Source organism: Chromobacterium sp. S0633 (assembly GCF_024158805.1).
GTDB lineage: Bacteria > Pseudomonadota > Gammaproteobacteria > Burkholderiales > Chromobacteriaceae > Chromobacterium.
On sequence record NZ_JAMZGH010000005.1, the window covers coordinates 102,242 to 114,611 of the forward strand.

Annotated in this window: 16 protein-coding genes; 15 read left to right on the top strand and 1 reads right to left on the bottom strand. The window is 65.4% G+C overall.

Going from position 1 to position 12,370, the window contains the following annotated elements:
• From hisD to NK214_RS05395, 15 genes are all read left to right on the top strand, one after another.
• Entirely contained in the window at positions 1–1,293 is a 1,293-nt protein-coding gene (gene hisD, locus NK214_RS05325) for a histidinol dehydrogenase (protein ID WP_107800988.1), read from the top strand.
• Between the two features lie 60 nt (positions 1,294–1,353).
• Positions 1,354–2,343 carry an ABC transporter substrate-binding protein gene (locus tag NK214_RS05330; protein WP_235085897.1) on the top strand — a complete coding sequence of 330 codons (990 nt, stop codon included), beginning with the start codon at positions 1,354–1,356 and terminating at the stop codon, positions 2,341–2,343.
• A 99-nt stretch (positions 2,344–2,442) separates the two neighbouring features.
• A complete protein-coding gene (gene hisC, locus NK214_RS05335; protein ID WP_253313904.1) occupies positions 2,443–3,513 on the top strand; it encodes a histidinol-phosphate transaminase in 1,071 nt (356 codons plus the stop codon).
• A 3-nt stretch (positions 3,514–3,516) separates the two neighbouring features.
• Entirely contained in the window at positions 3,517–4,110 is a 594-nt protein-coding gene (gene hisB, locus NK214_RS05340) for an imidazoleglycerol-phosphate dehydratase HisB (RefSeq protein WP_107800985.1), read from the top strand.
• A gap of 82 nt (positions 4,111–4,192) precedes the next feature.
• A complete protein-coding gene (gene hisH / locus NK214_RS05345) occupies positions 4,193–4,834 on the top strand; it encodes an imidazole glycerol phosphate synthase subunit HisH (RefSeq protein WP_227108620.1) in 642 nt (213 codons plus the stop codon).
• A gap of 20 nt (positions 4,835–4,854) precedes the next feature.
• Complete coding sequence (gene hisA / locus NK214_RS05350; protein WP_107800984.1) at positions 4,855–5,595, top strand: 1-(5-phosphoribosyl)-5-[(5-phosphoribosylamino)methylideneamino]imidazole-4-carboxamide isomerase; 741 nt, start codon at positions 4,855–4,857, stop codon at positions 5,593–5,595.
• Positions 5,596–5,672: 77 nt separating this feature from the next.
• Positions 5,673–6,437: an imidazole glycerol phosphate synthase subunit HisF gene (gene hisF / locus NK214_RS05355; RefSeq protein WP_019103912.1), complete on the top strand. Its 765-nt coding sequence runs from the start codon at positions 5,673–5,675 to the stop codon at positions 6,435–6,437.
• Positions 6,438–6,555: 118 nt separating this feature from the next.
• The gene (gene hisI / locus NK214_RS05360) at positions 6,556–6,948 is read left to right on the top strand and encodes a phosphoribosyl-AMP cyclohydrolase (protein WP_107800983.1); all 393 of its coding nucleotides are present in this window, start codon (positions 6,556–6,558) and stop codon (positions 6,946–6,948) included.
• Between the two features lie 124 nt (positions 6,949–7,072).
• Positions 7,073–7,399 carry a phosphoribosyl-ATP diphosphatase gene (locus tag NK214_RS05365; RefSeq protein ID WP_043589545.1) on the top strand — a complete coding sequence of 109 codons (327 nt, stop codon included), beginning with the start codon at positions 7,073–7,075 and terminating at the stop codon, positions 7,397–7,399.
• A 22-nt stretch (positions 7,400–7,421) separates the two neighbouring features.
• Positions 7,422–7,748 carry a histidine triad nucleotide-binding protein gene (locus NK214_RS05370; protein WP_107800982.1) on the top strand — a complete coding sequence of 109 codons (327 nt, stop codon included), beginning with the start codon at positions 7,422–7,424 and terminating at the stop codon, positions 7,746–7,748.
• Positions 7,749–7,820: 72 nt separating this feature from the next.
• Positions 7,821–8,030, top strand: a complete 210-nt coding sequence (gene tatA / locus NK214_RS05375; protein ID WP_043589548.1) for a Sec-independent protein translocase subunit TatA — start codon at positions 7,821–7,823, stop codon at positions 8,028–8,030.
• A 14-nt stretch (positions 8,031–8,044) separates the two neighbouring features.
• On the top strand, positions 8,045–8,545 hold the full coding sequence (gene tatB, locus NK214_RS05380; RefSeq protein ID WP_253313905.1) for a Sec-independent protein translocase protein TatB: 501 nt from the start codon (positions 8,045–8,047) through the stop codon (positions 8,543–8,545).
• A gap of 72 nt (positions 8,546–8,617) precedes the next feature.
• Positions 8,618–9,358 carry a twin-arginine translocase subunit TatC gene (gene tatC / locus NK214_RS05385; protein ID WP_107802034.1) on the top strand — a complete coding sequence of 247 codons (741 nt, stop codon included), beginning with the start codon at positions 8,618–8,620 and terminating at the stop codon, positions 9,356–9,358.
• Positions 9,355–9,708: a DUF2069 domain-containing protein gene (locus tag NK214_RS05390; RefSeq protein ID WP_107800980.1), complete on the top strand. Its 354-nt coding sequence runs from the start codon at positions 9,355–9,357 to the stop codon at positions 9,706–9,708. The genes tatC and NK214_RS05390 overlap by 4 nt, the downstream gene beginning before the upstream one ends.
• Before the next feature lie 203 nt (positions 9,709–9,911).
• Positions 9,912–11,543, top strand: coding sequence for a methyl-accepting chemotaxis protein (locus tag NK214_RS05395; RefSeq protein WP_107800979.1), 1,632 nt, complete (start codon positions 9,912–9,914; stop codon positions 11,541–11,543).
• A gap of 16 nt (positions 11,544–11,559) precedes the next feature.
• Here NK214_RS05395 and NK214_RS05400 read toward each other — a convergent pair whose 3' ends face one another.
• Positions 11,560–12,354, bottom strand: a complete 795-nt coding sequence (locus tag NK214_RS05400; protein WP_253313906.1) for a TatD family hydrolase — start codon at positions 12,352–12,354, stop codon at positions 11,560–11,562.
• Between the last annotated feature and the right edge of the window lie 16 nt (positions 12,355–12,370).

Below are 12,370 nucleotides of genomic sequence, written 5' to 3' on the forward strand. Positions count from 1 at the left end.
ATGCTGAAACTGTCCTCTTCCCAAGCCGATTTCACCGCCCGCCTGCAGGCGCTGCTGGCCTTTGAAACCGCGCAGGACCCGGCCGTCGACGCCGCCGTCGCCGCCATCTGCGACGATGTCAAGGCGCGCGGCGACGCCGCGGTGATCGACTACACCAACCGCTTCGACCGCATGCGCGCGGTCTCGATGGCCGATCTGACGCTGTCGCGCGAGCAACTGGAAGCCGCCTTCCACCGGCTGAGCGATCCGGTGCGCCACGCGCTGAGCACCGCCGCGGAACGGGTGCGCCGCTATCACGAGAAGCAACTGGCGCATTCCTGGAGTTATCAGGACGAGGACGGCACCTTGCTGGGCCAGCAGGTGACGCCGCTGGACCGCGTCGGCATCTACGTGCCGGGCGGCAAGGCCGCCTATCCCAGCTCGGTGTTGATGAACGCGATGCCGGCCAAGGTGGCCGGCGTCGGCGAAATCATCATGGTGGTGCCGACGCCGGACGGCGAGCGCAACGATCTGGTGCTGGCCGCCGCCTACATCGCCGGCGTGGACAAGGTGTTCACCTGCGGCGGCGCCCAGGCGGTGGCGGCCTTGGCCTACGGCACCGAGACCGTGCCCCAGGTCGACAAGATCACCGGCCCGGGCAACGCCTACGTCGCCGCGGCCAAGCGCCGGGTCTTCGGCGTGGTGGGCATCGACATGGTGGCCGGCCCGTCCGAAATCCTGGTGATCTGCGACGGCGACACCCCGCCGGACTGGGTGGCCATGGATTTGTTCAGCCAGGCCGAGCACGATGAAATCGCCCAGGCCATCCTGCTGTGCCCGTCGGCGGACTATATCGCCCAGGTTGAGGCCAGCATCGCCAGACTGCTGCCGCAGATGCCGCGCCGCGCCATCATCGAGGCCAGCCTCGGCAATCGTGGCGCGCTGATCCAGGTCGGCGATCTGGCGCAAGCCTGTGAGATCGCCAACTACATCGCGCCCGAGCATCTGGAATTGTCGGTGGCCCATCCGGACGAGCTGTTGCCGTTGATCCGTCACGCCGGCGCCATCTTCATGGGCCGTTTCACTTCGGAGAGCCTGGGCGATTATTGCGCCGGCCCCAACCACGTGCTGCCCACCAGCCGCACCGCGCGTTTCGCCAGCCCGCTGGGCGTGTACGACTTCCAGAAGCGCAGCAGCCTGATCCGGGTGTCCCAGGCCGGCGCGCAGACGCTGGGCCAGGTCGCCAGCCTGCTGGCCCACGGCGAAGGCCTGAGCGCGCATGCGCGCGCGGCGGAGCTGAGGCTGGACGCCTAGCGCCGCTGGAGGCGAAACGCCGCTTCATCGCTTAATCTGGATAGGTAACCGGAGAAGGCGATGGCTGGGCTGAAACGCATCATGGCCGGACTCTGTCTGGCCTTTTTCTTGTCCGCGGCGGCAGGGGCGCAACCGCGGGTGCTGGTGGTGGAGAGCTATCACAGCGACTACCCCTGGGATCAGGATTACCGCCGCGCCCTGCAGGAGCGCCTGGGCAAGCGCGCGCAGCTGAGCTATTACGCGATGGACACCAAGCGTCTGCCGCCGGCCCAGCATCAGGCGCGCGCCGACGAGGCGCTGGCGATGGCGGCGAAAATAAAACCTGAGCTCGTCATCGTCGGCGACGACGCCGCCTTGCAAAGAGTGGGCAGCAAGCTGGCCCAGCGGGGCGTCCCGGTGATCTATCTGGGCATCAACAACAATCCGCGCAATTACTTCCCGGGCGCGGCGTCGGGCGTCAGCGGTGTGCTGGAGCGGCCGTTGATTCTGCGCAGCGTCTTCGAATTGGGCAAAACCGTCAAAGGCCTGCGCAGCGCGCTGGTGCTGTTCGACGACGATCTCACCTCGCGCATCATCCGCGATGAGACCTTCGTCGGCCGCGACACCATGCTGCTGGCCAATATCCACGTCGACCTGGCCTTGACCGGCTCCTACGCGGACTGGCAGCGGCGGGTGCTGGGCGCCGCCGGCCGCTATCAGGCGGTCTGGGTCGGCCTTTACTTCACCCTGCGCGACGCCGGCGGCAAGGTGGTGCCCGGCGATGAAGTGCTGCGTTGGACCGCCGCCCACGCCAAGCTGCCGCTGTTCGCGTTCTGGGATTTCGCCGTGGGCAAGGACAAGGCCGCCGGCGGCCTGGTGCTGTCCGGCTACGAGCAGGGCCGCGAGGCGGCCAAGCTGGCCGAGCAAGTGTTGTTCCACGGCAAGCCGGTGGCCAGCCTGTTCCCGGTGACGCCGTCGGAAGGCCGCTATGTTTTCAGCCGCGAAGGCCTGGCGCGAGACCGCATAGAGCTGCCGGCGCGGCTGCGGGAACGGGCGAATTGGGTCGAGTAGCTGAAAGCGAATGAACACGCTACTATAGCTTTTCGTCTTTTCCGATAACACGGCTCCGCCCGCGGGGCTTTTGTTGGCCGCCAGGCCGATTGCGAAGTCATGAAAAAGTCCGTCCGACAGCTGGTGCGCGATGAGATCGCCGCCATCAGCGCCTACCCGGTAGCCTCCGCCGACGGCTACATCAAGCTGGACGCCATGGAGAATCCGTGGCCGCTGCCGGCCGAGCTGCGCCAGGAACTGGCGCGGACGCTGGCCGACGTCGCCGTCAACCGTTATCCGGACCCGTCCGGCGGCACGCTGAAAGCCCAGCTGAAGCAGGCGTTTTCCATCCCGGAGCCGGCCGAAGTGCTGCTGGGCAACGGCTCCGACGAGCTGATCACCCTGGTGGCGCAGGCGCTGGCCCGTCCCGGCGCCAAGCTGTTGGCGCTGGAGCCGTCCTTCGTGATGTACAAGATGAACGCGCTGTTCTCCGGCCTGGACTACGTCGGCGTGCCGCTGCGTTCCGATTTCAGCCTGGACCTGCCGGCGACGCTGGCGGCCATCGCCGAGCATCAGCCGGCGGTGGTGTTCGTGTCCTACCCCAACAACCCGACCGGCCCGCGCTTCGCCCGCGTCGAGGTGGAAGCGATCTGCGAGGCCGCGCCCGGCCTGGTGGTGGTGGACGAGGCCTATCAGGCTTTCGCCAGCGACAGCTTCATGAATCTGGCCGGCCTGCGCGACAATCTGATCGTAATGCGCACGCTGTCCAAGCTGGGCCTGGCCGGCATCCGCCTGGGTTACGCCGCCGGCCCCGCCGACTGGATCCGGGAACTGGACAAGGTGCGCCCGCCGTACAACGTCAATGTGCTGACCCAGGCCGCCGCGCGCTTCTCGCTGCGCCATATCGATGTCTTCAACCGCCAGGCCGCGGAACTGTGCGAGGAACGCGGCCGGCTGGCCGCCGGGCTGGCGCGCCACGCCGCCATCGAAGCCTTCCCGTCGGAAGCCAATTTCATCACCATCCGGGTGCCGGACGCGCCGGCCTTGTACCAGCATTTCAAGGCCAGCGGCATCCTGATCAAGCAACTGCACGGCAGCCACCCCTTGCTGGAGCGATGCCTGCGCCTGACCGTGGGCGCGCCGCAGGAAAACGACGCCATGTTGGCGGCCCTGGACGCTTACTTCGCCTGAGCCATGAGAACCGCAACCGTTACCCGCAATACCCTGGAAACCCAGATCACCGTCAGCCTGAATCTGGACGGCGCCGGCGTAGGCCGCTTTGAAACCGGCGTGCCCTTTCTCGACCACATGATGGACCAGATCGCCCGCCACGGCCTGATCGATCTGGACGTGGTCGCCCACGGCGATCTGCATATCGACGCCCATCACACGGTGGAAGACATCGGCATCACCCTGGGCCAGGCCTTCGCCAAGGCGATAGGCGACAAGAAGGGCATCCGCCGCTACGGCCACGCCTATGTGCCGCTGGACGAGGCGCTGAGCCGGGTGGTGATCGACCTGTCCGGCCGTCCGGGCCTGGTATACCAGGTCGAATACACCCGTGCCAGCATCGGCCAGTTCGACGTAGACCTGTTTTCCGAGTTCTTCCACGGCTTCGTCAATCACAGCATGGTCACGCTGCACATAGACAATCTGCGCGGCGTCAACAGCCATCACCAGGCCGAGACCATCTTCAAGGCCTTCGGCCGCGCCTTGCGCATGGCCTGTGAGGCGGACGAACGCATGGCCGGACAGACGCCGTCCACCAAGGGCACGCTGACCGCATAAGTCGGTCACGCCGTTTTTTCAGGGCTCCGGACGCATTTGGCCGGAGCGCCGCCACACCCCGAAGCGAGCTTGCAGGATGGCGATTAAAGTTGCAGTAGTGGATTACGGCATGGGCAATCTGCATTCGGTGCTCAAGTCGGCGCAGGCCGTCAACGACATCGGCGCGGACATCTTCCTCACCAGCGAGCCGGAAGCCGTGCTCAAGGCGGACAAGGTGATCTTCCCCGGACAGGGCGCGATGCCGGACTGCATGCGCGAGCTGAACCAGCACGGGCTGGCCGAGGCGATAAGGGAAAGCACCAAGAACAAGCCGTTTTTTGGCATCTGCGTCGGCGCGCAGCTATTGTTCGAGGAAAGCGAGGAGGGGCCGACTCAAGGCCTGGGCCTGTTCCCCGGCAAGGTGGCGCGTTTTGCCGCCGGACTGCGCGACGCCGAGGGCGAGCGTTTGAAAGTGCCGCACATGGGCTGGAACCAGGTGTTCCAGACGCGGGTCCATCCCTTGTTCGCCGGCATCGCCGACGGCGAGCGTTTCTATTTTGTGCATAGTTACCACTTTGCGCCGGCCGATGCGGGCCTGACGCTGGCGGAAAGTGAATACCCTGAGCGGTTTTCATGTATTGTCGGTCGTGGGAACATCTTCGCAAGCCAGTTCCACACCGAAAAGAGCCACCGGGCCGGCCTTCAGATGATGAAGAACTTCCTGGCCTGGGATGGCAGTGTTTAACTCACGTTTGATTTAGCACCATGCTGCTCATACCCGCGATAGACCTGAAAGACGGTCAATGCGTACGCCTGAAACAGGGCGTGATGGACGATGCCACCGTTTTCTCCGACGACCCCGTGCAAGTCGCCGCCCATTGGCGCGATCAGGGCGCTCGCCGCCTGCATCTGGTCGACCTCAACGGCGCTTTCGCCGGCAAGCCCAAGAATCTGGCGGTGATCCGCGACATTCTGGGCGAGGTCGGCAATGAAATCCCCGTGCAATTGGGCGGCGGCATCCGTGATCTGGACACCATTGAGAAATACCTGGACATGGGTCTGGCCTACGTGATTATCGGCACCGCCGCGGTCAAGACGCCGGGCTTTCTGCACGATGCCTGCGACGCCTTCCCCGGCCAGGTCATCGTCGGCCTGGACGCCAAGGACGGCATGGTGGCGATAGACGGCTGGGCCAAGGTCACCAACCACAAGGTGATCGATCTGGCCAAACGCTTCCAGGACTACGGCGTCAATTCGGTGATCTACACCGACATCGGCCGCGACGGCATGATGAACGGTGTCAACATCGACGCCACCGTCAAGCTGGCGCAGGCGCTGACCATCCCGGTGATCGCCTCCGGCGGCCTGAGCAATCTCGACGACATCCGCGCCTTGTGCGCGGTGAAGGACGAGGGCGTCGAAGGCGCGATCACCGGCCGCGCCATCTACGAGGGCGGCATCGATTTCGCCGCCGCGCAGACGCTGGCCGACGAATTGTCGGACTGAGAGCCTGTTCTCGACTTATCAAGCCATGCCGGCCCGTACGCACTGTTCGGGCCGGTTGGCCGTTTGCCGGACCCCATATGCTTGCCAAACGCATCATCCCCTGTCTGGACGTGACCGCCGGTCGCGTCGTCAAAGGCGTCAACTTCCTGGGTCTGCGCGACGCCGGCGACCCGGTGGAAATCGCCCGCCGCTATAACGAGCAGGGCGCGGACGAACTGACCTTTCTCGATATCACCGCCAGCTCGGACCAGCGCGACATCATTCTGCACGTGATCGAATCGGTGGCGGAGCAGGTGTTCATTCCGCTGACCGTGGGCGGCGGCGTGCGGGAAGTGGCGGACATCCGCCGCCTGCTCAGCGCCGGCGCGGACAAGGTCAGCATCAATACCGCGGCGGTGACCCGGCCGCAGCTGGTGAGCGAGGCGGCCGATCGCTTCGGCAGCCAGTGCGTTGTGGTGGCGGTGGACGCCAAGGCGGTGACGCCGGAGAACGACCGCTGGGAGGTGTTCACCCACGGCGGCCGCACGCGCACCGGCATCGACGCGGTGGCGTGGGCGCGTCAGATGCAGCAACTGGGGGCGGGCGAAATCCTGCTGACCAGCATGGACCGCGACGGCACCAAGATAGGCTTCAATCTGGAGCTGACGCGCGCGGTGTCGGAAGCGGTGGACATTCCGGTGATCGCCTCCGGCGGCGTGGGCACGCTGCAGCACCTGGTGGACGGGGTCAAACTGGGCAAGGCCGACGCGGTGCTGGCCGCCAGCATTTTCCATTTCGGCGAGCACACGGTGGCGGAGGCCAAGCAGGCGATGCGGGACGCCGGCATCGAAGTGCGGCTGTGAGCGCTTTCCGATCGACACTCTTGCCGGCGTCTTAATTTGAGGCGAAGCGGGCGCCGCGCTGAATCATTTGCCGCGCCGCCACTCATAGCCAAGGCGCGCGGCCTTCTAAAGGTGAGCCATGAATTGGTTGGATGAAGTCAAATGGGACGACAAGGGCCTGGTCGCCGCCATCGCCCAGGACGCCGCCAGCGGCCGGGTGCTGATGGTGGCGTGGATGAATCGCGACAGCCTGGCCCTGACCGCCGAAACCGGCGTCGCCCATTACTGGAGCCGCTCGCGCGGCAAGCTGTGGAAGAAGGGCGAGGATTCCGGCCACCTGCAAAGCGTCAAGGAGTTGCGGCTGGACTGCGACGGCGACGTGGTGGTGATGCAGATCGAGCAGGCCGGCGGCATCGCTTGCCATACCGGCCGCGAAAGCTGCTTCTACCGCCGCTTCGATCCGGCGCGGCAAGATTGGGAAGTGGTGGACGCGGTCTTGAAGGACCCGGGCGCCATCTACGGCAAGGCCTGACTTGCGCGCGGTCAACGCCTTGCGGCGGCTGGCCGTTAGAATGGCTGCCGGCAAGGCGATTGTTATCGTTTTGCCATCGGAACGACATATACTTGCCGGGGTTGCGGCATAAAGGAATAGCGACATGAGCCAGGATGTGCTGAAAACCATTGCGGACACGCTGGAAGCGCGGCGCGAGGCCAGTTCCCAGTCTTCCTATGTGGCGTCCCTGTTTCACAAGGGCGAGGACGCCATTCTGAAGAAAGTGGCGGAGGAGGCGGCGGAAACGCTGATGGCCTCCAAGGACAAGGACAAGCTGCATCTGGTGCGCGAAGTGGCCGACCTGTGGTTCCACAGCATGGTGTTGCTGACCTATCATGGCCTGCGGCCCGAGGACGTGCTGATGGAGTTGAAGCGGCGCGAGGGTATTTCCGGCCTGGATGAAAAGGCCTCCCGCGCCCCCACCCCTTAAGATTGAGCGAGAGCCGACAATAATGACAGACTGCATCTTCTGCAAAATCGTGGCCGGGCAGATTCCGGCCAATAAAATCTACGAAGACGACGATGTGCTGGCCTTCCACGACATCCGTCCGATCGCTCCCGTGCATTTCATGCTGATTCCCAAGCTGCATGTGGATTCGCTGGCCCATTGCGGCCCCGAGCACGAGGCGGTGCTGGGCAAGATGCTGACCCTGGCGCCCAAGCTGGCGCGCGAGCAGGGCCTGGAGGGCGGCTTCAAGACCGGCATCAACACCGGCCGCGGCGGCGGGCAGGAAGTGTTCCACCTGCACGTGCATGTGTTCGGCCACAAGAATAACTGATCGGCCCGCGGGCCCGAAGCGGGAGGCCGGGCGGCCTCCGCGTACTAATTCGATTTGATAAGGAAGTGAATCATGGGTTCTTTCAGCATCTGGCACTGGCTGGTGGTATTGCTGATCGTGGTGCTGGTGTTCGGCACCAAGAAACTGCGCAATATCGGTGAAGATCTGGGCGGCGCGGTCAAAGGCTTCAAGGAAGGCATGAACGGCGAGAACGACAAGGCCGCCAAGGACAAGCCGGCTGAAACCGGCCGCATCATCGACGGCGACGCCGACAAGAAATAAGGCGCGGCTCAAGCGTGTTTGAAATCAGCTTTGGCGAAATCCTGTTGATAGGCGTGGTGGCCCTGGTGGTCTTGGGGCCGGAGCGCCTGCCCACGGTGGCGCGCACCCTGGGCGCGCTGGTGGGCCGCGCCCAGCGTTTCGTGGCCACGGTGAAGTCCGACATCCAGCAGCAGGCCAATCTGACCGGCCTGAACGAATTGCGGCAGGACATCGAGGACGCGGCGCAGTCGTTCAAAGGCCAGCTCGACTCCGAAGTGCGGGGCGTGCGCGAGGCGATGGAGCAGAACAGCGCCGAGTTGCGTTCCCTGGCGGACGAGGCGCGTGCGCCGGTGGAAGAGGCGGCCAATCTCATCCACGGCGGCCTGCAGCCGGATCTGCTGGACCCGCTTCCGGTCGACGTCGAGGCGCAGGCCGAGGCGGCGCCGGTCAAGGACGAGAACCAGCTGGACCTGTTCGACGACTTGCCGCCGGCGGCGCCGGCTCCCCAGCCGGCCGATCCGCCATCGCCGCGTTGAGCTTGGCCGCACCCGGCCGGGCGGGACTGGCGCCCGCTCCGGCCGTTCCTGAATCCATTGGACATCCCGCGCATGAATGAACAACCCTTGCTCGCGCATCTGATCGAGTTGCGCACCCGTCTGGTACGGGCGCTGCTCGGCGTCGCGCTGGTGTTTCTCGGCCTGTTCCATTGGTCCGGGGACATCTACCATCTGCTGGCCAAGCCGCTGCTGGACGCGCTGCCTAAGGGGGCGAACATGATCGCCACCGACGTCACCGCGCCGTTCTTCGTACCGGTCAAGGTGACCATGCTGGTGGCCTTCCTGATCTCGCTGCCCAATACCCTGTACCAGATCTGGGCCTTTGTCGCGCCCGGGCTCTACCACCATGAGAAACGGCTGGTGCTGCCCCTGGTGGTGGCCAGCCTGTTGCTGTTCCTCACCGGCATGGCTTTCGCCTACTTCCTGGTCTTCCCCGTGGTGTTCGGCTTCATGTCGGCGGTGACGCCGGTCGGGGTCAGCATGATGACCGACATCGATAAATACCTGTCCTTCGTGCTCGGCATGTTCATGGCCTTCGGCGTCACCTTCGAGGTGCCGGTGGTGGTGATCCTGCTGGTGCGCATGGGCGTGGTGTCGGTGGAAAAACTGCGCCAGGGCCGGCCTTACGTGATCGTCGGCGCCTTCGTGGTGGCCGCCGTCGTCACGCCGCCGGACGTGCTGTCGCAAACCCTGCTGGCGGTGCCGCTGTGGCTGTTGTACGAGGCGGGCATTCTGTTGGCGGTGTTCCTGGGCCGCAAGAAGGAGCGCCCTTTGCTGGAGGATGGTTCATGAATCGAAACGCCTGGCATTACGGCGCGTCGGCGTCGCTGATCGCCCTGATCCTGCTGTGCCTGGCCTGGGAGCTGTGGCTGGCGCCGCTGCGTCCGGGCGGCTCGCTGCTGGCGCTCAAGGCGGCGGTGCTGCTGCTGCCGCTGCGCGGCATCCTGGCCCAGCGCCTGTACACCTATCAATGGGCCAGCATGTTCATCCTGGCTTATTTCACCGAGGGCGTGATGCGCGGTTGGGCGGATCGCGGCCTGTCGCAACAACTTGCATGGGGCGAAATCTTCTTAAGCGGACTATTCTTCGTCTGTGTATTGGGCTTTGCCAGAACCTTCAAGTTGTCGCGTCAGCCGCAGTAGACCTCGCGCGCAGCCAAAAGGAAGCCGTCAGCTCATGCTGACGGCTTTTTTTGCGTCCGCCGCGCATGCCGGGCGCAGAGTGTGAAACTTGCCGGAGTCATGCGGTGAAAACCGTGAACGGCTTGGTTTACCATCGCGGCGAAACCGCGGACTTGAATCGGCGGGAATCCAAAAAAAACATAGTTTGGTTGGGGAGTGTGTAAATGCGGAATATGACGATTGCGGCCCGGATCACCCTGGGTTTCGCCTTGTTGCTGGTGGCGCTGGCGGTGACCAGCTTGCTGGCCTTCATGGGGTTGGGCAGCATTTCCAGCCGGGTGGAGGATGTCAGCACTCATGAACTGGCCTTTTACCGCGACGTGGTGGAGTTGCAGCAGCATATGGGCAATCTGCGGCGTTTCGAGAAGGACTATTTCATCAATCTGGGCGACGCCGCCAAGCGGAGCGAGTACAGCGGGAAATGGAGCAAGACGCTGGACGGCGCGCACGCGGCGATCAAGAGCGCCGGCACCCATCCGCTGAACGGCGACGCCGCCCAGCAGCTGACGACGCTGGACGGGCTGCTCAACAGCTACGCCGACGGCTTCAAGACGGTGGGCGCCAAGGTGGACAAGCAGGAACTGGCCAGCACCAGCGACGCCAACAAGGCGTTTGGCCAGTACAAGGGCAGCATCCACCAGATGGAAGAGGTCTCGGCCAAACTGGCCAAGGGCGCTTCCGACGCGGTGGCGGGGCTGCGCGGCCAGATCGATGCCTCCGCGGACGCGGTGCGCAGCCAGTTGCTGGCCACGGTGGCGGTCGGCCTGCTGGCCAGCCTGGTGGTGTCCTGGTACATCATCCGCTCCATCCGCGTGCCCTTGCTGCAGATGCGGGATTCCGCGCAGCAACTGGCGCAAACCTGCGATCTGAACCTGGAACTGCCGGACTTCGGCCGCAATGAGCTGGGCAGCGTCGGCGAATCGCTGGCCTCGCTGGTCGGCACCGTGCGCCGGCTGGTGCAGGAAGCCCAGGGCCACGCCACGCAACTGGCCAGCGCTTCGGGGCAGATGGCGGACGTCAGCTCCCAGGTGTCCGGCGCCGCGGCCAATCAGGCGGAATCCGCCGCCAGCGGCGCGGCGGCGATCGAGCAGATGTCGGTCAGCATCAATCTGGTGGCGGACAATACCCGCGACGTGGAAGGCCAGGCGCGCCAGACCATGGCGCAGGCGGATCGCGGCAACGGCCTGGCGGAAAAAGCCGCCAGCGAGATCCAGCTGATCGCCAGCGGTATTACCGAAACCTCCACGGTGATGGGGCAGCTCAATCAGCGTTCTAGCGATATCGGCGACATCGTGCGGGTGATCCGCGACATCGCCGAGCAGACCAATCTCTTGGCGCTGAACGCGGCGATCGAGGCGGCGCGGGCCGGGGAGATGGGCCGCGGCTTCGCGGTGGTGGCGGACGAGGTGCGCAAGCTGGCCGAGCGCACCAGCCAGGCCACCACCGAGATTTCCACCCATATCGAAGGGGTGCAGACCGATACCCAGCGCGCCTACCAGAGCATGCAGCAGGCCAACGCCCGCATCGAGAGCGGCGTCAGCAGCACCTCCAGCGTGGCCGAGTCGCTGCGTGAAATCCATCAGCTGTCCCAGCACTCGGTGGAACGCATCACCGACATCGCCAACGCGATCAAGGAGCAAAGCCACGCCAGCCAACTGGTGGCGGGCAATGTGGAGCAGATGGCGCAGATGAACGAGAGCACCGCCAAGGCCTCCGGCCAGGCCAGCCAGCTATCGCAGGAGCTGCAGCAGTTGTCGGTGGATCTGGACTCCAATCTCAGGCGCTTCCGCACCTGAGGGAAGGGGCTTCATCTCAGCCAGCGATGCCCAGCGCCTCCAGGCTATTGCGGTACAAGGCCTGGCGCAGCGCCGTCTCCGGCAGGCCGCGCAGCTCGGCCAGCTGCGCGCTGAAGGCGGCCAGATGGGCCGGCTCGTTGGGCCGGTCCTGGGCGAACTCGGGGCGGATGTCCGGCGCGTCGGTTTCCAGCACCAGGCCGGACAGCGGCAGCGTAGCCGCCAGCCGGCGGATGCGCTGGGAGCCGGAGTAGGTCATCGCGCCGCCGAAGCCCAGCTTCATGCCCTGGCGCAGCATCGCGTCCGCTTGCTGCGGGCTGCCGTTGAAGGCGTGGGCGATGCCCCGCTCGACGCGCTGCTCGCGCAGATGCTTGAGCACGCGGTCCACTGATCGGCGCACGTGCAGCACCACCGGCAGCGCGTATTTGCGCGCCAGCTTCAGCTGTTCGACGAACAAGGCCTCCTGCCGCGCCGGGTCCAGCTGCGGCAGATAGAAGTCCAGGCCTATCTCTCCCACCGCTTCCGGCCGCTGCTCGCGCAGCGCGCGCTCCAGCTGCTCCAGATGCTCGTCCAGATGCCGTTCCAGATAGATGGGATGCAGGCCGAAGCCTATCCAGCAGCCGTGATCGCGGCGCATGGCGGCGGCGGCGTCGAAGGTGTCGGCGCGCACCGCCGGCACCAGGATCTGGCCGACGCCGGCGGCGCGCGCGCGCTCCAGCACGGTGGACAGCATGGGCGCCAATTCCGGCGCGTCCAGATGGCAGTGGGTGTCGATCAGCGCGCCGGGCGCGGGCAGGGCGGGGAAACGGTGCATGGCGGATTCGTCGTTC

Excerpts from the sequence above, each read along its gene's own strand:
- hisD (WP_107800988.1), top strand. The coding sequence starts at position 1 with ATGCTGAAACTGTCCTCTTCCCAAGCCGATTTCACCGCCCGCCTGCAG.
- NK214_RS05330 (WP_235085897.1), top strand. The coding sequence starts at position 1,354 with ATGGCTGGGCTGAAACGCATCATGGCCGGACTCTGTCTGGCCTTTTTC.
- hisC (WP_253313904.1), top strand. The coding sequence starts at position 2,443 with ATGAAAAAGTCCGTCCGACAGCTGGTGCGCGATGAGATCGCCGCCATC.
- hisB (WP_107800985.1), top strand. The coding sequence starts at position 3,517 with ATGAGAACCGCAACCGTTACCCGCAATACCCTGGAAACCCAGATCACC.
- hisA (WP_107800984.1), top strand. The coding sequence starts at position 4,855 with ATGCTGCTCATACCCGCGATAGACCTGAAAGACGGTCAATGCGTACGC.
- hisF (WP_019103912.1), top strand. The coding sequence starts at position 5,673 with ATGCTTGCCAAACGCATCATCCCCTGTCTGGACGTGACCGCCGGTCGC.
- hisI (WP_107800983.1), top strand. The coding sequence starts at position 6,556 with ATGAATTGGTTGGATGAAGTCAAATGGGACGACAAGGGCCTGGTCGCC.
- NK214_RS05365 (WP_043589545.1), top strand. The coding sequence starts at position 7,073 with ATGAGCCAGGATGTGCTGAAAACCATTGCGGACACGCTGGAAGCGCGG.
- NK214_RS05370 (WP_107800982.1), top strand. The coding sequence starts at position 7,422 with ATGACAGACTGCATCTTCTGCAAAATCGTGGCCGGGCAGATTCCGGCC.
- tatA (WP_043589548.1), top strand. The coding sequence starts at position 7,821 with ATGGGTTCTTTCAGCATCTGGCACTGGCTGGTGGTATTGCTGATCGTG.
- tatC (WP_107802034.1), top strand. The coding sequence starts at position 8,618 with ATGAATGAACAACCCTTGCTCGCGCATCTGATCGAGTTGCGCACCCGT.
- NK214_RS05390 (WP_107800980.1), top strand. The coding sequence starts at position 9,355 with ATGAATCGAAACGCCTGGCATTACGGCGCGTCGGCGTCGCTGATCGCC.
- NK214_RS05395 (WP_107800979.1), top strand. The coding sequence starts at position 9,912 with ATGCGGAATATGACGATTGCGGCCCGGATCACCCTGGGTTTCGCCTTG.
- NK214_RS05400 (WP_253313906.1), bottom strand. The coding sequence starts at position 12,354 with ATGCACCGTTTCCCCGCCCTGCCCGCGCCCGGCGCGCTGATCGACACC.